This is a genomic window from Fructilactobacillus sp. X8R2C1, assembly GCF_059900955.1.
Window position 1 is genome coordinate 1 of the sequence record NZ_JBWXVI010000006.1, and the last position, 19,600, is coordinate 19,600.

Here is a 19,600-nt window from a genome sequence, read left to right on the forward strand (position 1 = left end):
TCGTCTTTTCCTTCAGCAGCATCACCCGTTACACTAGCTTGACTTGGTGTGTAACCAGTAATTTTGGGAGAATTAATAACTGGGTTAGCGTTATCGGCTGGCTTCCAGTCACCCCAAGTAATTGAACCAGTCTTTTCGTTCTTAGTCCCCGTTCTAGTAAATGGAACGGTAACAACTTGATCCTTTGCCATGGTCTTCCCATTAGCATCAACATAGTGAACGGTCACGGTTCCTTTACCACTATTATCAGTTACTGTAGTTAGGGTGTCACTGTAGATCACGGTATGAACATCATCTTTACCTTCAGTGGCGTTCCCAGTAACCGTTGGCTGATCAGGAGTCATATTAGGAACATCTGGTGATGTAATCACTGGATGAGCATTGTCTGCTGGTTCCCAGTCGCCCCAAGTAATGTTACCAGTCTCATTATCTCTAGTCCCGGTTCTTGTGAACGGAACGCTGACTTGCTTATCTGGTGAAACAGTGTTGCCGTTAGCGTCCTTGTAGTGAACGGTAATGGTACCTTGACCACTATTATCAGTCACTTGACTGGTAGCGGGGCCATAAGGGACCTTAGTGTCTGAACCGGGATCCGTAATTGGGTATGGATAGGTCCCATCTGGACCTGGTTTTAATGGTTGACTTGGATCATGGGGGTCCATTGGAATCATGCCAGGAATATTGGGTAATTGAGGTTGTTGTGCTTTAGTAGGATCGTCTGGTTGCGTTTCGTATGGAACATCATGGGATCCGTTGTCAATTGGATTGCCATTGGAATCAACTGGAACTAATTTTCCCAGTTGAGCAACTCCAAAGTCAATTTTCCGTGATTGTGGCACATAAATTGACAAAAGGATAATTCTACCGTATCCATCAATACTCCAAGAATACTGCTTGTTAGCAGGATCATACATATAATTTGCATCAATGTAATAAGTATCTTGACCATCACTACCTTGAATTAAATTACCATCTTTATCAAAGAGTTGAACTTTCATACCACCATGATCATCAGTCTCAGTATAAACAAGACGATAACCCTCTCTATAATATTCAGTCCACACAGTACCAGGAACACCAAAGTTTGAAACAGAGCCGGACGCGTTAGTAGGTTGTGTAGAAATATAATAAGTGGTTGGGATTTCTGGTGGTAATCCACTTATCGTATAATGTTGACCAGCAATTCCCTTGTAAGTTTTAGTAACCATTACTTGCCCGGTATCACGGTTAGTCCATGTAACTACTTGATCAACAACCTCTGGAGTTATAATTGACATCTGACCAAGTGGAACAGCACTATCACTAGAATTGTTATAGAACCACTCTTTAATAAGTGAATAACCATCTGGTTGGTCGGCATTGAAACCAACTCCAGTATTATGATCATCCCACTTGTAGTAATGCAATCCATCAACGTTAGTGGAAGACAAAGTTGTACCATTATCCTTTAATAGATAAGTTCCAATTACATTACCATCAGCATCAATTTCGTTTACATAAACAGTTCCATCACCATTACGATCAGTTGACCAAACTAACCACTTAACTTTGGTTGTGCCTTCTGGGGCATTAACACTTACATATCCGTAAGTATAGTGCTCTTCATCAGGATCGACCCAAGGAACTCCTAGTGTCTTATAATCTGGATCTTGCATGTCAACGTTGAATGGTTGTCTTTCGGCAAAATTGGTAGTTGCAACTTTAGCTTGACCATCATCGGTGGCTAAAGCTGCCGCCGTTTGCTTCATGGCTGCTGCTTGATCATCAGCCTTTTGGTTAGCATCTACCGCAGCGTCTTGCTTGTTTACTGCGTTATCACTTGTAGTTGCTTTCTGATCGGAATTTTGATCAGCTGATTGATCTTTTAATGCATTGGCTACTTTATTAGTCGTGTCATCATTCTTAGTTGCGTCTTGTTTAGTGGCATCAGAGTCAGCTTTTTTATCAGTTGATTGATCCTGTGTGGCATCTTTCTTCTGGTTAGAAGCATCGTCGTTCTTGGTGGCGTCTTGGTCAGTCTGCTTGTCAGCTGATTGATCTTGTGCGGCATCTTTCTTTTGGTCAGATGCATCATTATTTTTAGTGCCACTTTGGTCAGTCTGATTATCTGATGTGGTGTCATTATTTTTGGCTATGTTTTGATCAGAAGACTTATTTTGTGATGAGTCGGTCTGCTTAGCTGAAACATCATCATTCTTGGTAACATTTTGATCAGTTGTATCGTTTTGTGATGAATTAGCTTGTGTATTTGCTGCCTCATCACTCTTGGTGACGTTCTGATCAGTTGCCGGATCATTGGTAGTCTGATTTTGCGGTACTGTTACTTGCTTATCAGACGAATCACTATTTTGTGAATTCATCTGAGCGTTGTTAGTAACGTCCGCTTTCACATTATGTTGGTTAGACATAAGGATTCCGCCTGAAATCCCGGCTGAAAACATCGTGACTGTAATTGCACTGAACAGCCATCGTTTACCAGCTTTATACATCTTATAATGTGTTTTGCTATCACGATTAAACATATAAATAAAAACCTGCCCTTCTAATTTCAAATTAATCTATACTTACCGGCCTACTTAGCCTTAAGTAATTATTGCACAATCTGAAATTAAATTGAACACAATCGTATTTTATACAATATGAGTAAAACAAAGGCATACATAGCAGTGTTTTCCACGATTAACCAATGCATGGAGGTAATTGTTTCTCATTGTGTGTAAATAAAACGAAAAATCGTAATGGTTTTGTAACATTAGCTGCGTAAGTCCAATGATAGCAACGTAATTCTTACTTTTTCCTAATAATAATTTTAAATGTTAATTAGTGATTGTACATAATGAAAATGACAGTCAAATTCAACGCCAAGTATAGCAACAAGATGCTCCGCAAGCCCCGCTTAATCGCACTATGTGAGAATTACCGTGAAAATTAATTTGCTAATAAATCATTAGCAAAACATAAAATCATTCCTTGTGATGTTTACCAACATTGGTTTTTACTGGATTACGTGGCTGCTTGTGAATAAAATTATAAAAGAAATCACATTATATTAATTATAATTAAATTCACATTCATTATTCTCTTAATGTGTAAAAAGCCTTAGTTATCCGAAAGAGTTAGAACAACTCTCGCTAGTGAATAACTCTCTTCAAAGGGTTTGATGATAAACGAATTTCTAAAAAAAAGGATTCATACCAATTTAAATCGGTATGAATCCTTAGAAGTATAGATTTATATAAAAAATCTAAATATTATACGACGCTTTATTATTGCAAATTGCTTTTTTCCTATCTAATTATTCGTTATCAAGGTCACTGTCGATGTCATCTTTAGCATCTTGGGCTTTGTTCATAAAGTTCCCCTTACTGCTTTGTAGGTCACCTTTGATCTTATCCATGGTGTCACCAGAGATAGCACCCTTAATTTGCTGTGCCTTACCTTGGGCAACGTCACTCAAGTTATCGATGCGGTCAGCAATATCGTCTAAATCATAACGATCTTCAAGTACTAAGTAACCTAAAACGATGTTTGCACCCAAACTAAAACCTAAAAGTAAATTCTTCATAATGACCCTCCATATTGATTAATAATTCAATATAATAGTATCATGCCTGTAAAATAATAACTAGTAAAGACTTCCCCCATTAAGATATTAATTAAGAATTAATCCAAAAAAGACACCTCATTAATTTAAGGTGTCTTAATTAATTTTATAGTTTGTGAGCAAATGCCAGCATAATCATGTTAATTCCTGCCACTAACAAAACAATTCCCACAATTATAGCTAAAACCTTAGCAGCTAGACTTGGGTCTAACAGTAAGAAAATTCCTAAAAATAGTGTAATAAGATCAAAAACAAGTGACGTCCAGAAGACCCCACCGTTAAACTTACGAATGTGATCAACTACAATCAACTGACAGATTGAGTAAACCAGAATCCAAACTGCAAATAGGATCCCTAGGGTAAAGGTCCCAGCATGAACGTTAAACAGGAACAATAGTGCTAACAAGATTTCAATCGCACCACCAATTAACATCGTAAAACTTCGATAGCCAATTTCTTGACTTAACTTTCGATAGACCCAAATTGATTTTACCCCGGCAACTAATGCAACGACGGCGAATATGATCGCCAAAACAGCAGCACTTGTAGTTGGGTGGAAGAACATCAAAACAGCGGCTAATAATAAGACAACGCCAAATAGACATTCAAACCAATCAAATCCCCATTTTTTATCTTCGTACATCATAAATATGACCTCCAATAGTTTGTTTCAACCATATTTTACCACATCTACTTCTGCTGATGCTGTTGAGCTTCAATGGTTCGCTTAGTATCACGCTCTAAGACTGGTTTTAAATACTCGCCGGTATAACTATTTTTCAGTTTAACAATCTGTTCTGGGGTTCCGGTTCCAACCACATATCCGCCGGCAGCGCCACCTTCTGGACCGAGGTCGATCACGTGGTCAGCCTCTTTAATAACGTTTAAATTGTGTTCAATGATCAGAACGGTATTTCCCTTATCAACAAGTTTAGAAAGGACCCCAATTAATCGTTTGATGTCATCAGTATGAAGTCCCGTAGTGGGTTCGTCAAGAATATAAAAGTTATTTCCAGTTGAACGCTTATGGAGTTCAGAAGCTAACTTCATTCGTTGTGCTTCTCCACCTGACAAGGTATTAGCTGGTTGACCTAATTTCACGTAACCAAGTCCCACGTCAGAAATGGTCTGCAACTTTCGCGTAATCTTTGGGATGGCTTTGAAAAACTCTAACGACTCATTCACGGTCATGTCAAGAACTTCAGCGATATTTTTTCCCTTGTATTGAATTTCAAGCGTTTCAGAATTATACCGTTTTCCATGACAAACTTCACACGGAACGTAAACATCGGGTAGAAAGTTCATCTCAATCTTCAAGATTCCATCACCATGACAAGTCTCACAACGACCACCCTTGATGTTAAAACTAAACCGTCCCTTTTTATACCCGCGAAGTTTGGCCTCGTTAGTTTGGGCAAACAAGCCCCGAATATCATCAAAGACTCCAGTGTATGTAGCTGGATTACTTCGAGGGGTTCGGCCAATCGGACTTTGATCAATACTTACTAGTTTTTCAATGTTCTTCCATCCAGTGATTGATTTATACTTGCCTGGTTTTTCCGAATTATGATTCAGCTTCTGGGCCAAGGCTCGTTTTAAGATATCATTAACCAACGTAGACTTTCCGGAACCAGAAACTCCCGTCACCACGTCAAACTTACCAAGTGGAAATTTAACGGTAATGTCTTTGAGATTATTTTCTAAAGCACCCTTTAGGGTGACGTTTTTGCCGTTCCCCTTTCGTCGTTTTAAGGGAACGGGAATAAACTTCTTTCCAGAGAGATATTGACCAGTTAATGATTTCGGATTTTGAGCCACTTGTTCTGGAGTCCCGGTGGCAACAATCTTACCACCCTTCTCTCCTGCTCCTGGACCAACATCGATTAAATAATCGGCCGAACGCATCGTATCTGAATCATGTTCAACGATAACCAACGTATTTCCTAGATCACGCATCTTTTTCAGGGACTTAATTAAGCGATCATTATCACGCTGATGAAGACCAATGGATGGTTCATCAAGTACATACAAAATTCCTGAGAGATTTGAACCAATCTGGGTTGCAAGTCGAATTCTCTGTGCTTCACCACCAGAAAGCGTTCGGGCCGATCTGGAAAGGGTCAAATAATTCAATCCAACGTTTTCCAAAAATTCCAGTCGGTCACAGATTTCCTTAATAATTGGATGAGCAACAACCGTATCTTGTTCACCAAAAGTAAGGTGACTAAAGAATTGGCGTTCGTCAGCAATATTCATATCAGAAACCTCACCGATGTGTTTACCATCAATTTTAACGGCCAAGGCCTTTTCGTTTAGACGGTACCCATGACAAGTCTGACAAGTTAATTCTGTCATGTACTTTTCCATTTGTTCTCGAGTGAAATTACTGTTGGTTTCATGATAACGGCGTTTAACGTTGTTAAGGACTCCTTCAAAGGGAGCGTCAACATCGCGAACTCCACCAAAATCACTCTTGTAGTGAAAATGGAACGTTTTCCCCTTGGAACCATTCATCAATAGATCACGCTGTTTCTTTGGTAATTTACGGTATGGAGTATCCATATCAATATTAAAAGCTTTACAAGCCTGCTCTAACATTGCTGGATAGTATTTTGAGCTAATTGGATTCCATGGTTCAATTGCTCCCTCATTAAGCGTCTTATCTTGATCTGGGACCACTAAATCGTTATCGACTTCCAACTTAACTCCTAATCCATCACACTCAGGACATGCTCCATATGGGGCATTAAATGAAAAAAGACGTGGTTCAAGTTTCCCAACCGTAAAACCACAAATCGGACAAGAGTAATGTTCCGAAAACACCATCGGCTCTCGCTTACCAAGAAAGTCGGCAATGGCATATCCATCACTTAGACGTAAAGCTGTCTCAAGTGAATCTGACAATCGTGAATTAATCCCGTCTCTAACGACAATTCGGTCAACTACCACGTCAATGTTATGACGCTTATTTTTATCTAAATCAAAATCTTCGGTCGCATCATGGATTTCACCATCTACTCGGACTCTTACAAAGCCTTCCCGCTTAATCTTTTCAAAAACTTTTTTGTGTTGCCCCTTTTTGTCACGGACAACTGGTGACATAATCTGCAATTTAGTTCGTTCAGGGAGGGCCATGATTTCGTCAATCATTTGATCGACGGATTGACTAGTAATGACCGTTCCATCATTTGGACAAATTGGCGTCCCAACTCTTGCCCACAATAAACGTAAATAATCATTAATCTCAGTGACAGTTCCAACGGTTGAACGAGGATTTTTTGAAGTTGTTTTCTGATCAATTGAAATGGCTGGACTAAGTCCCTCAATCGAATCAACGTCAGGTTTATCCATTTGACCCAAAAATTGTCTAGCATAAGAGGAAAGACTCTGGACATAACGACGTTGACCTTCAGCATACAGAGTATCAAAGGCCAAAGAACTCTTACCAGAACCCGATAAACCGGTCATTACCACCATTTTATTCTTGGGGACATCAACATTTACGTCTTTTAGATTATGTTCACGGGCGCCTTTAATTTTAATGACGTCATTTGCCATCTAACCACCTCACTTTTTCTTTTTCTCACCCTTAAGTTGCATCACGGTATCCCTTAAGTTAGCAGCTTGCTCAAAATCAAGTTTTTTGGCTGCCGCTCTCATTTCGTCCTCTAAATTATCAATCATTTCCTTTTGATCTTTAGCACTCATTTGGTCAAAATCGGATTCAACAAAGCTTCCATTAGTATTATCATCGTTGTTTTTCTCGCCCTGTTTATACGCAGAAATGGCCTTAGGAATTGGTTTGATAATGGTCTTAGGGGTAATGTTGTGTTCCTGATTATACTTCATCTGAATGGAACGACGACGGGCAGTTTCATCCATCGCGTACTTCATCGAATCGGTAACGTTGTCCGCGTACATAATAACATGTCCGTGTGAATTACGAGCTGCTCTTCCAATTGTTTGTACAAGAGAACGTTTGTCACGCAAAAAGCCTTCCTTATCAGCATCCAAGATTGCAATCAATGATGTTTCGGGAACGTCAATCCCTTCACGCAACAGGTTAATTCCAACTAAAACATCAAACTTACCCAAACGTAAATCACGTAAAATTTGGGTTCTTTCGAGGGTTTTAATATCACTGTGCAAGTATTTCACTTTAATTCCCAAATCTTTTAGATAATCGGTTAAATCTTCTGCCATCTTCTTGGTTAAGGTCGTAACGAAGGTACGCTCGTTATTTTGAACTCGTTTATTGATTTCACCAACCAAATCATCCATTTGATCTTTCGTGGGACGAACTTCAACGGTTGGATCAAGTAGTCCAGTTGGACGAATAATTTGTTGGACAACGTGATTAGTCTTGTCCTCTTCATATGGACCCGGAGTGGCTGACATATAAACCACTTGATTAACCCGTTTTTCAAACTCAGGTAACTTTAATGGTCGATTATCAAGCGCGCTGGGAAGTCTAAATCCATAATCAATTAATTGCTGCTTTCTAGCCTTATCACCGTTAAACATTCCACCGATTTGCGGAACCGTTCGATGCGACTCATCAATAAACATCAAGTAGTCTTTGGGGAAAAAGTCCAACAACGTATAAGGTGCTTCACCCGGCTTTCTGCGATCCATGTACCGAGAATAGTTCTCAATCCCAGTTGTGTATCCCATTTCACGCATCATTTCGATGTCATAGGTGGTCCGTTGCTTCAATCTTTGGGCCTCAAGTAATTTGCCCTTTTTCTCAAAGTTAGCCACCTGTTTTACCATTTCATCCTTGATTTCAGGTAAAGCCACGTCCATCGTTTCTTTGTTAGTCAAGAAGTGGGTGGCAGGAAAAATCGTAATCTGTTTCCGTTCCCCAATCACTTCACCAGTCAACGTATCCACTTCAGTAATGCGGTCAATTTCGTCACCGAAAAATTCAATCCGATAGGCGTGTTCATTTCTAGAAGCCGGAAAGACTTCTACTACATCACCATGTACACGAAAGCGACCACGTTGAAAATCAATGTCGTTTCGATCGAATTGAATGTTAACCAACTGACGCAAAAAGACATCGCGCTCTAGTTGTTGTCCAACGTGCAACGAAACCGTATGGTCCTGATATTCTTTTGGACTTCCTAAACCAAAGATTGAGGAAACTGAAGCCACAACGATAACATCGTTTCGTTCTAGTAGAGCACTCGTTGCTGCGTGGCGGAGTTGATCAATCTCGTCATTAATCGAAGCATCCTTTTCAATATAGGTATCACTGGAAGGAACATAGGCCTCAGGCTGATAAAAATCATAATAACTCACAAAATACTCGACCGCATTATTAGGAAACAACTGCTTGAGCTCACTATAAAGTTGCCCAGCTAAAGTTTTATTGTGAGATAAAACCAGCGTTGGCTTGTTAATGTTCTTAATGACATTTGCCATGGTGTAGGTTTTACCAGTTCCAGTAGCACCCAAAAGGACCTGATCACGATCTCCATTTTTAATTCCCTGGGTTAGTTCTTTAATGGCTTCAGGCTGATCACCAGTTGGAGTAAATTTCGAAACTAGGTCAAAATTATTATTCGTTTTTTTAATCATATTGGCACCTCTTCTTAAACTCGGAAAAAAGGAGAAAGCATTAACTTTCTCCCGTTACTTACAATAATTCTAGCATACGAACATACTTTCGCAAAGCAATTAGACCAAAGCTTCCATACAAAAAGAGCAGATCGACTCTGCTCTTTTTCGTTTAATCTTTAGTTTTGAGTTCCTCAACATAATTGAAGACTCCTTGACCAGCAGTTCCGCCATCGCCGACTGCAGTCGTAATTTGACGTAAGTGTTTCTTTCGCACATCACCGACCGCAAATACACCAGGTATCTTAGTCTTCATTTCATCATCGGTGTCAATCCAACCCTGTTCATCAGTGATTCCAAGGTTTTTAAAGGCAGCTGTCATTGGTAAAATACCAACGTAAATAAAGACACCAGAAGCTTTAATATTAGAGGTTTCACCAGTCTGGTTGTTTTTAACCGCAACCCCGGTTACTTTTTGACCGTCACCTTCAATATCAGTAACGTTACTGTTCCAGACAAAATCAATATTGTCCTTATCAAAGGCCCGCTTCTGCAGAATCTTCTGGGCCCGAAGTTGATCACGTCTGTGAATGACCGTAACGTGCTTTACGATATTGGATAGATAAGTAGCTTCCTCAATCGCAGAGTCACCGCCACCAACGACAACAACGTCTTCGCCTTTAAAGAAGGCTCCATCACAAACCGCACAGTAAGAAACACCTTTTCCACTGTAGTCTTGTTCACCGGGAACTCCGAGTTTCTTGTACTCAGAACCAGCACCAATAATTACAGAAGGAGCCTCATAGTCACCGTCTTCAGTCTTAACAATCCGTTTATCGCCATCAATGTCAATGCCAGTAACGGTTCCGTAGCCATACTCAGCACCAAATTGAGTACTCCCATCGTACATTTTTTTAGATAGATCTGGTCCTAAGACTGATTTAAATCCGGGATAATTCTCAATTTCGGCGGTGTTGTTCATCTGTCCACCATAGATCCCACGATCAAGCATTAATACAGATAGTTCGGCTCGTGATGCATACAATGCTGCCGTCATTCCTGCTGGACCAGCACCGATTACAATTACATCATACTTTTTTGCCATTATATCGCCTCAATCATTATTTATTGTTTGTTACTTTCTTTAACTCGTCAAGAACTGGTTCGTAGTTTGGTTGATGAGTAATTTCTGGAACTGCTTGGCAATACAAAATTTTGCCTTCAGCATTTACCAAGTAAACCACCCGAGCTAAGTGACCAAAAGCCGGGATGTATAAGTGCATGGCTTTTCCAAATGAACCATTAAAATCAGAAAGAATTTCCATGTTGTTAACACCGTGAGCGGCACACCAATTTTTTTGGTATTCAATTGGGTTATTTGAAATGGTAACAAATTTAATTCCCTTAAACTTTGATGCTTCCTGGTTAAAACGAGCAGTTTCTAAACTACATACCTTTGTCTTTAAGTTAGGAACCACACTAATCAAAGTTGTCTGACCCTTTAAATCATCAGTCGTAACATCTTTCCCTTCAGCATTTTTTACGGTAAATTTTGGTAGATAATCACCAACCTTTGGTTGATCATCACCCATTAACCATGATACTGGTAGTCCACCTAATTTAATTTTCATAACCAAAAACCTCCTTGACTAATATCAATTGTACAAAATTATATTATCATAAACTGAATTAAATGTTTAATCATTATACTTCAAAATAAAAAATGCCGGCAAAAGTCGGCATTTTAATCTAATTTTTCTGTTGTTCGTCTTCCTTAGTCAGCTTTTGACCAAGGTTCTTAATGTATTCACGTAATTCTTGCTCAATTTCAGGGTGTTTTAAACCAAAGGTAATGTTAGTCTCAAGCCAGCTAAGCTTATTGCCGGTATCGTAACGATCACCCTTAAACTCATGAGCAAACACTCTTTGAGTTTGATTTAGGGTATTGATGGCATCGGTTAGCTGAACTTCATTCCCCTTGCCAGGTTTAGTGTGTTCCAAAACATCAAAGATCTGTGGAGTTAGTAAGTAACGTCCAATAATTGCTAGATCACTAGGAGCATCCTTGGGGTCTGGCTTTTCAACGAAGTTTCTCACATTATAAAGTCCCTTTGAAACCTCGCTAACTGGTTCAATTACTCCGTATTTAGAAGTCTCCTTATGAGGGACTTTCATAACGGCAAGGGTTGAAGCTCCCGTCTTTTCGTAACTATTCATCAATTGTTTGGTGAGCGGAGTCGTATCTTCCATCAAGTCGTCTCCAAGCATAACCACAAATGGATCATTTCCAATGAAACTTTTGGCCGTTAAAACAGCGTCGCCAAGTCCACGTGGATAAGATTGTCTAATAAAGTAAATGTTCATATCATTAGTCTTCTGAATTGACTTGAGCATCTTTTCTTTACCCTTTTTTTCAAGGTTTTCTTCAAGCATTACGTTTGAATCAAAATGATCTTCAATGGCACGCTTGCCCTTACCAATCACAATGACAATGTCTTTGATTCCAGAAGCCTTAGCTTCTTCAACAATGTATTGAATGGTTGGAATATCAACAATTGGTAACATTTCCTTTGGAAGTGCTTTCGTTTCAGGTAAAAATCTTGTTCCTAAACCAGCGGCAGGAATAACAGCTTTAGTTACTTTTTTCATCTTCTTATATACCCCTTTTAGAATTAACCTTGTTCTGAACGTCCCTCTCTAGACATTAAATTAGAAATTGCGTCAGAAACGGTTTCTTCATTATTAATTACTGCATGAATTGCGGATGTAATGGGCATTTCTACCCCACGTTGTTTTGATAATTCAAATGCAGCTTGATTGGTGTCGATTCCCTCGATTACCATGCCCATGTCTTTAACAACGTCATCCAATTTCTTACCCTTGCCGAGCTGATAACCAGCCCGCCAATTGCGAGAATCAGAACTAGTTGCGGTGACAATCACGTCACCTACACCAGACAATCCGCTAAAAGTTAATGGGTCCGCACCAAATGATACACCTAAACGTGATATTTCCGCAATACCACGGGTCATGAGGGCTGCTTTTGCATTATCACCGTAGCCCAAACCTACCAAGGCTCCAGCTCCTAATGCAATAATATTTTTTAAAGCCCCACCAAGTTCAACCCCAATAATGTCGTTATTAGTATAAATTCTGAAATAATCATTCATAAACAATTTTTGAAAATGCTCAGCAGATGGCATATCATCACTGGCGACTGTAACTAAGGTAATATCACGTCTAGCAACATCTTCAGCTTGACTAGGTCCTGAAAGGGCTGAAATCGACTTACGATTTTGAGGATCAATTTCTTCTTGCAATACCTGAGACATTCGATCATAGGTACCCTTTTCAATGCCCTTACTTCCATGGATGATATATGGTTTCATTTCTAACTTGCCCAAAATTTTGTTAGCTTGATTTGCAACCGAACGAGTTGCCTGTGATGGAACAATGAATAAAACATCATCGGCTCCTTTAAGTGCCTCTTCCATGTCAGCATAAGCTTTCATCTCTTTTGGAAAGGTAAAGTTCTTGATGTAATGGGAATTAGTGTGCTGATTATTTAACTTATCCACCTGTTCCTTGCTTTTCGACCAAATTTTAACTTCATGCCCATTTTCAACTAAAATATCGGCGAGCATGCTGCCCCATGATCCTGCACCGAGTACTGCAATTTTTTCTGTCATTATTTAAATTATCTCCTACAAATCACTTAACTACCGTAGTACCAGACTAACTGGTCGTTTCGTCTACGATAAATTAAAACAAATAGTGCTACTACGAATAATACAATGGAAAGCAACTGTGATACCCGGATTACCCCGAATAACATTAAACTATCGGTCCGCATGCCCTCGGTGAAAAAACGTCCAAACGAATACCACATCACGTAACTTAAAAAGACTTCCCCACGCTTAAAGAACTGCGGGGCATGTCTCATAATCATCAAGACAGCAAATCCTGCTAAATCCCAAAGTGACTCATATAAAAACGTTGGTTGGCGGTACGCCCCGCTAATAAACATTTGATTGATGATAACGTCAGGTAAATGTAAATGCTGTAAAAATTGAAGTGATGTTACCGCTCCAAATGCTTCCTGATTCATGAAATTACCCCAACGACCAATTCCTTGAGCCATAATGACGGTTGGAGCGGCAATATCTAAAATCTGCCAGACTGACAAATGATGTTTAAAACAAAACCACCAAATAAATAATCCAGCCCCGATTAAAGCTCCATAAATGGCGATTCCACCATCCCAAATTTGAATAATCTCATCTAAATGATGGCGATAATAGCTCCATTGAAAAACCACATAATAGATTCGAGCCGAAATAATCGCAATTGGAATCGCCCACAAAATCAAATCATATAAAACATCTTCATTTAAGTGTTGTCGCTTAGCTTCTTTCATTGAAAGGTAAACGGCAATCAAGACAGCGGCAGCGATAAAAATACCATACCAGTGGACCGCAATTGGTCCGAGATGAATCGCAACCGGATTTAATGCCAATATGCTAAACACAACTTCCACTCCTATTCAGGATCCTTATTAGCATCTTGGCTAATATCTTTCTTATTTTGTTCAACTGCTTGTTCTTCGTGTTTTTGCTCCTGGTTGTTTTTAGAAGCATTTTCTTTGATCAACTCATTTAAGTTGTTATCAAAGACCTTAGTCGCATCGTATCCCATTGAACGAGCCCTAAAATTCATCGCAGCGGTTTCAATAATAATGGCTAAGTTTCGTCCGGGTTTTACCGGAATCGTCAATTTCTTCAAATCAACGTCAAAGATTCGAGTTGTTTCACGGTCGGTCCCAAGCCGATCATACTTAGTATCCTTGTTCCACTGGTCCAAATGAACGATTAAGTCCACTTTTGATTGGGAACGAACGGCACCCGCACCAAATAGGTTCATTACATCAATAATGCCAATCCCACGAATTTCTAGTAAGTGATTAAGAATCTTGGGAGCTTGACCAATCAAGGTTTGCTCATCTTGTTGATAAACCTCAACTCGATCATCAGCAATTAAACGATGACCACGCTTAACAAGTTCTAGCGCCGTTTCACTCTTACCAATTCCAGAATCACCGGTAATTAAAACACCAAGTCCATAAACTTCAACCAAAACACCATGAATGGACTTTCGTTCGGCTAACTTAGCTTCAAGATACGTCGTCATATTACTTAGAATTCTAGAGGTGGTTAACTTTGAACCTAAGATTGGAATGTGAGCCTTTTTGGCGGCTGCCACTAACTGCTCAGGTGGTTCTAGTTGAGTAGAAATAACAAATGCAGGCGTTTCTGGTTGACACATTTTGGTCATTACTTCTTTTAATTTTTCATCACTCATTCCCTTTGCAAATGAGGTTTCAGTTATCCCAAAGATCTGAATTCGCTTGGCTGGGTAGTAGTTAAAATATCCAGTCAATTCCAATCCCGGACGTGAAATGTCACTAGTGGTAATGGGACGGTCTAAATATTCACGACCCCAAAAGACACTAAGATGAGTGTTCTTTACTAAATCAGCTACCGTTACACTCTGAGCCATTGGACCTACCTCCAAATAAAATTAATTTACTTAATTCTAACACAATCAGACCTAATTTAGGCGGTTCTTAATTTTATGCAAAATAAAAGAAGCGCCCATTAACTGGGTGCTTCTAACTAATTATTTTGAAACATTTCAATTCCAATCTCATGCGGTGAACCATCGTAAATTGCCGTTTCTTTAATCTCTAATTGATTCTTACGATTTTTAACCTTCATGTGAACAAAGGTCGGATCATCTTGTAAAGCAGAATACAATTGACTTTCCGAATTTACCGGAACGTTGTTAACTTCAACAATTAAGTCACCCGTTTTAAGTCCCATCTTATCGGCTGGAGTGCGGGGTTTAATCCCAATGATTCGGATTCCGTTAACCGCTTGACTAATCTGATTTCCGGTCTTTCGGTCAACGCGATGGAAGTGATACATGATGATTACATAAACCACTGCCAATAAAGCAATCGCGATGATAACGTAGTAACTATTTCTCATAAAGTAAGCACCCGCCGTTAGTAAAATGGCTAACAATGCGAGTTCTCCAATCGCGTTTGAAATCCGTGGCATTAATTCATTTGGCAAATGGTTAACAAACTTGAAGCGAAAACCAATCAAAAACGGAACAACCAAGAAGGTTACATGTGCACCAAAAATATTAAAAACTGGCCACATTGGTACGATCGTTTCGATTAATTTACCAGGAATCATCAGTACCAGCGGAATCACAGCTAACTCATTGTATCCATAAGATGCCACTCGGTTTCCGCGCCGATTCTTTGAAACCTGAGGAGAGTTAATTGTCCTACCATTCATCTTCAAAAAGATAAACATTAGAACCAGCATGATTGTGATTAAGGCTAAGTAATTGGCCGATCTTGATGCGTTCATATTCACGGCACCAATAAAGTCGCCACCCTTAATCATCGGGATTGAATAATCATTGAAGAAGACCCCAACAAAAACTGATCCAAATAAAATCAATGTCGGCACTAAGATTCCTGGGATCAGTAAACTAATGGCGATCAATAATTCATATAATAAAATCCAATTTAAGGACACTTCAATCCCAACCAAAGCAGTTAAAATTGATCCAACAATTCCCAGCACAATTAATGATTTAAAAAAGACCCATCCTTCGTGAAATTTAGGGTTAACAGCACTTTCAAATAAGCGTCGTTCTCGATTTACTCTTCGATTGTAAACGAAGAAAACGCGAATAAGTGCAAACCAAAAAGCTGGCATAAAGACAAAAAACAAAATATTAGTCGCAACTGACATAATGAACTTCCTTTTTCGTTATTTTGGGTTCTTCTGTTTTAAATTCCACTGCAAATACGCGTTAATGAATGGATTCAAATCACCATCCATCACTGCTTGACCATTACCAGTCTCATAATTGGTCCGATGATCCTTAACCATTGTATAGGGATGAAAAACATAAGAACGAATTTGTGAACCCCAACCAATATCAAGCTGCTTACCCTCAATCTTGGCTTTCTCTTCTTCTTTTTTCTCTTGTTCACGTTCGTACAACTTTGATTTTAACATATTCATCGCTGTAACTCTATTCTGTAATTGTGAACGTTGGGCCTGACTTGAGGTGACAATTCCAGTTGGTAAGTGGGTAATTCGAACCGCTGAAGAGGTTTTATTAATATGCTGACCACCAGCCCCACTTGACCGAAAAACATCAATCCGGAGATCTTCTGGGTTAATGTCAACGTTCACAGTTTCATCAAGCTCTGGCATAACATCAACAGAGGCAAACGACGTATGACGCCGCCCTGCTGAATCGAAGGGTGAGATCCGCACTAACCGGTGAACGCCTTTTTCTGATTTCAGGTAACCATAGGCGTTGGTTCCAGATACTAAAAATGTCACACTGTTGATCCCAGCAACGTCACCTGGTTGATAGTCTTCGACTGAAACCGAAAAGCCGTTTTGTTCGGCCCATCGTTGATACATCCGAAATAACATGGACCCCCAGTCTTGTGATTCAGTTCCACCAGCTCCAGGATGGATCTCAACAATTGCATTATTTTCATCGTATTTCCCATTCAAAAGTAAACTCAGCTGATAACTACTAAGTTCCTTTTGGGTCTTGGCTAATTCGTCATCGAACTCTTTCTTTAAATCATCATCACTAACTTCTTCAAGGAGTTCGAGATTAACCTTTAAATCTTCCACCTTTTTAGCCAGTGAATTAAAATTATCATATTTTAATTTTAATCGATTGTTCTCATCAATTAATTTCTGGGCTTTTCTCTGGTCATCCCAAAATCCCGGTTCAGCCATTTTAGCCTCATTAACCGAAATATTTTCACTTAGTTGATCCAGGTCAAAGTGACCCCCTAAAGCCAGCTACGGCTTTTTTAATCTTTTCGACCTGTCCACGTGCTTCACTTAATTCCATTTCATACTCCTGAAGATGAAAAAACGGAGACCAAAAGTCCTCCGTTCTTAAACTATCTTTCCATATTTTGTCTGATCTCAGCTTTCATAAACAACCTAGTGACATCGTAGTCAATATCAGAGACCATTTCTTCAAACATTCTAAATCCTTCACGTTGATACTCAACTAACGGGTTTAATTGACCATAACCACGAAGACCGATTGACTCTCGTAATTGGTCCATTGAATCGATGTGGTCAGTCCAGTGTGAATCAACCACCCTAAGCACAACCACTTTTTCAAATTCAAGCATCTGTTCTGGATCCTGGAGCTCTTTTTCTTTCTTATCATACTCAGTATCAACGAGTCCCATCAAGTATGCCTTAATTTCATCACTTGATTTTCCCTTCAAGTCATCAATGCTAATTTGATCGGGACTAACTAATGAATTAATCGCAAAATCAAGGATGGTTTGGAGATCCCATTTCTTTTGATCGCCTTGAGTGTGCAAGTTGACAATTCGATTAACCGTTCGTTTGATCATTGGCATAATAACCCACTTAAGTGACTTATTTTCGTCAATCACTTTACTACGCTCGCCATAGATTACATCACGTTGTTGACGCATCACATCATCGTACTTTAACACGTTTTTACGTGAATCATAGTTATTACCTTCAACTCGTTTTTGAGCCGATTCGACCTGCTTCGTGATCATGTGACTCCGGATAACCGCATCATCGCCCTCAACTTTCATCGAATCGAGAATGCTTTTAACCTTATCAGACCCAAATCGACGCATCAAATCATCTTCAAGTGAAAGATAGAATTGGGAATAACCAGGATCACCCTGTCTTCCAGAACGTCCACGTAATTGATTATCAATTCTTCGTGACTCGTGTCGTTCGGTCCCGATAACCGCTAATCCACCTAATTTGACCACTCCAGGTCCGAGCTTAATATCAGTTCCACGACCGGCCATGTTGGTTGCAATGGTAACAGCTCCTTTTTGACCGGCGTTAGCAACAATGTCAGCTTCTTTGGCATGATTTTTCGCATTCAAAACTACGTGAGGAATTTTTTCTTCATCAAGTCGCTCTGAAAGATATTCAGAAGTTTCAACCGCAACCGTACCAATCAGGATTGGTTGTCCCCGTTTGTGTAAATCTTTAATTTTGGCAATAACGGCGTCAAATTTTGATTCCAAACTTGGATACAAAACATCTGGCTCATCAATTCTAACAACCGGTTTATTGGTTGGAACCGCAATGACATCCATGTTGTAAATTTCTCGAAACTCATCCTGTTCTGTCTTAGCGGTACCAGTCATTCCAGCTAATTTACTGTACTGTCTAAATAGGTTTTGATAGGTGATGTTAGCCATCGTCTTGCTTTCTTCTTGGATGGTAACACCCTCTTTAGCCTCAAGTGCTTGGTGAAGCCCATCTGAAAAACGACGACCTTCCATGATTCTTCCGGTAAAGGAATCAACGATTAAAACCTCGTCTTTTGAGACAACGTAATCTTTATCCTTTTCCATCACGTAATTGGCACGTAAAGCCTGATCCAAATGGTGGGTTAAAGCAGTGTTTTCCGTATCGTAAAGGTTATTTAAATTGAAGTACTTTTCAGCTTTTTCAATTCCAACATCCTTCAAAGAGACCGTTTTAGTCTCTAAATCAACTTTAAAATCCGTTTTAGGATTTAGTGTCTTAGCAAATTTATCTGCCTGCATGTAAAGCTTGTTTGACCCACGAGCTTCACCAGAAATGATCAATGGGGTTCTGGCTTCATCGATTAAGATCGAATCAACTTCGTCGACGATGGCAAAATTAAGTGGGCGTTGAACCCGATCTTCTTTATAAACCACCATGTTATCCCTTAAATAATCAAATCCAATCTCACTATTAGTTGAATAAGTGATGTCGCTATCATAGGCAGCTCGTTTTTCTTCCGGATTCTTATCAGCCGAGTTCACCCCGACCGTTAAGCCCAGCCAATTGTATAACTGGCCCATTTGAGTGGCATCACGTTGTGATAGGTATTCATTAACCGTAACGACATGAACACCTTTTCCTGATAAAGCATTCAGGTATACGGGCATTGTAGCCGTTAACGTTTTCCCTTCACCAGTCTTCATCTCAGCAATATTACCCTCATGAAGGACAATTCCACCCATAATCTGGACTCGAAATGGATTTAGTCCGAGCACTCGTCTGGCACCTTCACGGGCAACCGCAAAAGCCTCAGGTAACATGTCATCTAAGCTTTCACCATTTTGATAACGCTTTTGAAATTCTGGAGTTTTAGCTTGTAATTCCTTATCACTTAATTTCCGATATTGTTCTGAGTATGAGCTGACCTTATCGGCGAGCTTTCCTAATCGTTTCAGTTCGCTTTTGTCGCTTTCAACCCATTTCTTTAAAAGGTTTGTTGCCATTGATTGATTTCTCCTCTAGTGTCTAAACCGTTTTTGTTTCTCGAATTCTC

14 protein-coding genes are annotated in these 19,600 nt (G+C 39.6%); all 14 read right to left on the reverse strand.

Going from position 1 to position 19,600, the window contains the following annotated elements; all coding sequences use genetic code 11:
• Positions 1-2,522, reverse strand: a 2,522-nt coding sequence (locus AC6UD6_RS06505; protein ID WP_500696115.1) for a mucin-binding protein, incomplete at its 3' end; no start/stop codon positions are given.
• A gap of 773 nt (positions 2,523-3,295) precedes the next feature.
• The gene (locus tag AC6UD6_RS06510; protein WP_500696116.1) at positions 3,296-3,565 is read right to left on the reverse strand and encodes a CsbD family protein; all 270 of its coding nucleotides are present in this window, start codon (positions 3,563-3,565) and stop codon (positions 3,296-3,298) included.
• Between the two features lie 145 nt (positions 3,566-3,710).
• Positions 3,711-4,250, reverse strand: a complete 540-nt coding sequence (locus AC6UD6_RS06515) for an HdeD family acid-resistance protein (protein ID WP_500696117.1) — start codon at positions 4,248-4,250, stop codon at positions 3,711-3,713.
• A 44-nt stretch (positions 4,251-4,294) separates the two neighbouring features.
• Positions 4,295-7,162 carry an excinuclease ABC subunit UvrA gene (gene uvrA / locus AC6UD6_RS06520; RefSeq protein WP_500696118.1) on the reverse strand — a complete coding sequence of 956 codons (2,868 nt, stop codon included), beginning with the start codon at positions 7,160-7,162 and terminating at the stop codon, positions 4,295-4,297.
• Positions 7,163-7,171: 9 nt separating this feature from the next.
• Positions 7,172-9,187, reverse strand: a complete 2,016-nt coding sequence (gene uvrB / locus AC6UD6_RS06525; protein ID WP_500694435.1) for an excinuclease ABC subunit UvrB — start codon at positions 9,185-9,187, stop codon at positions 7,172-7,174.
• 151 nt (positions 9,188-9,338) lie between these two features.
• Positions 9,339-10,271 (reverse strand): thioredoxin-disulfide reductase, encoded by a 933-nt coding sequence (gene trxB / locus AC6UD6_RS06530; protein ID WP_500696119.1) that lies wholly within the window; start codon positions 10,269-10,271, stop codon positions 9,339-9,341.
• A gap of 16 nt (positions 10,272-10,287) precedes the next feature.
• Positions 10,288-10,797 carry a thiol peroxidase gene (locus tag AC6UD6_RS06535; RefSeq protein ID WP_500694437.1) on the reverse strand — a complete coding sequence of 170 codons (510 nt, stop codon included), beginning with the start codon at positions 10,795-10,797 and terminating at the stop codon, positions 10,288-10,290.
• 118 nt (positions 10,798-10,915) lie between these two features.
• Positions 10,916-11,815, reverse strand: coding sequence for a UTP--glucose-1-phosphate uridylyltransferase GalU (gene galU / locus AC6UD6_RS06540; protein WP_500694438.1), 900 nt, complete (start codon positions 11,813-11,815; stop codon positions 10,916-10,918).
• Positions 11,816-11,838: 23 nt separating this feature from the next.
• Positions 11,839-12,855, reverse strand: coding sequence for an NAD(P)H-dependent glycerol-3-phosphate dehydrogenase (locus AC6UD6_RS06545; protein WP_500696120.1), 1,017 nt, complete (start codon positions 12,853-12,855; stop codon positions 11,839-11,841).
• A gap of 26 nt (positions 12,856-12,881) precedes the next feature.
• Positions 12,882-13,694, reverse strand: coding sequence for a prolipoprotein diacylglyceryl transferase (gene lgt, locus AC6UD6_RS06550; RefSeq protein WP_500696121.1), 813 nt, complete (start codon positions 13,692-13,694; stop codon positions 12,882-12,884).
• 11 nt (positions 13,695-13,705) lie between these two features.
• Positions 13,706-14,722, reverse strand: a complete 1,017-nt coding sequence (hprK, locus tag AC6UD6_RS06555) for an HPr(Ser) kinase/phosphatase (RefSeq protein WP_500694441.1) — start codon at positions 14,720-14,722, stop codon at positions 13,706-13,708.
• Between the two features lie 116 nt (positions 14,723-14,838).
• A complete protein-coding gene (locus AC6UD6_RS06560) occupies positions 14,839-15,996 on the reverse strand; it encodes a PDZ domain-containing protein (protein WP_500694442.1) in 1,158 nt (385 codons plus the stop codon).
• Between the two features lie 18 nt (positions 15,997-16,014).
• Positions 16,015-17,131, reverse strand: a protein-coding gene (gene prfB, locus AC6UD6_RS06565; RefSeq protein WP_500696122.1) for a peptide chain release factor 2 whose coding sequence is annotated in 2 segments (ribosomal slippage) — positions 16,015-17,058 and positions 17,060-17,131 — 1,116 coding nt in all. Because the reading frame shifts where the segments join, the coding sequence is not laid out codon by codon here.
• Positions 17,132-17,183: 52 nt separating this feature from the next.
• Complete coding sequence (gene secA / locus AC6UD6_RS06570) at positions 17,184-19,550, reverse strand: preprotein translocase subunit SecA (protein ID WP_500694444.1); 2,367 nt, start codon at positions 19,548-19,550, stop codon at positions 17,184-17,186.
• Positions 19,551-19,600: the final 50 nt, after the last annotated feature.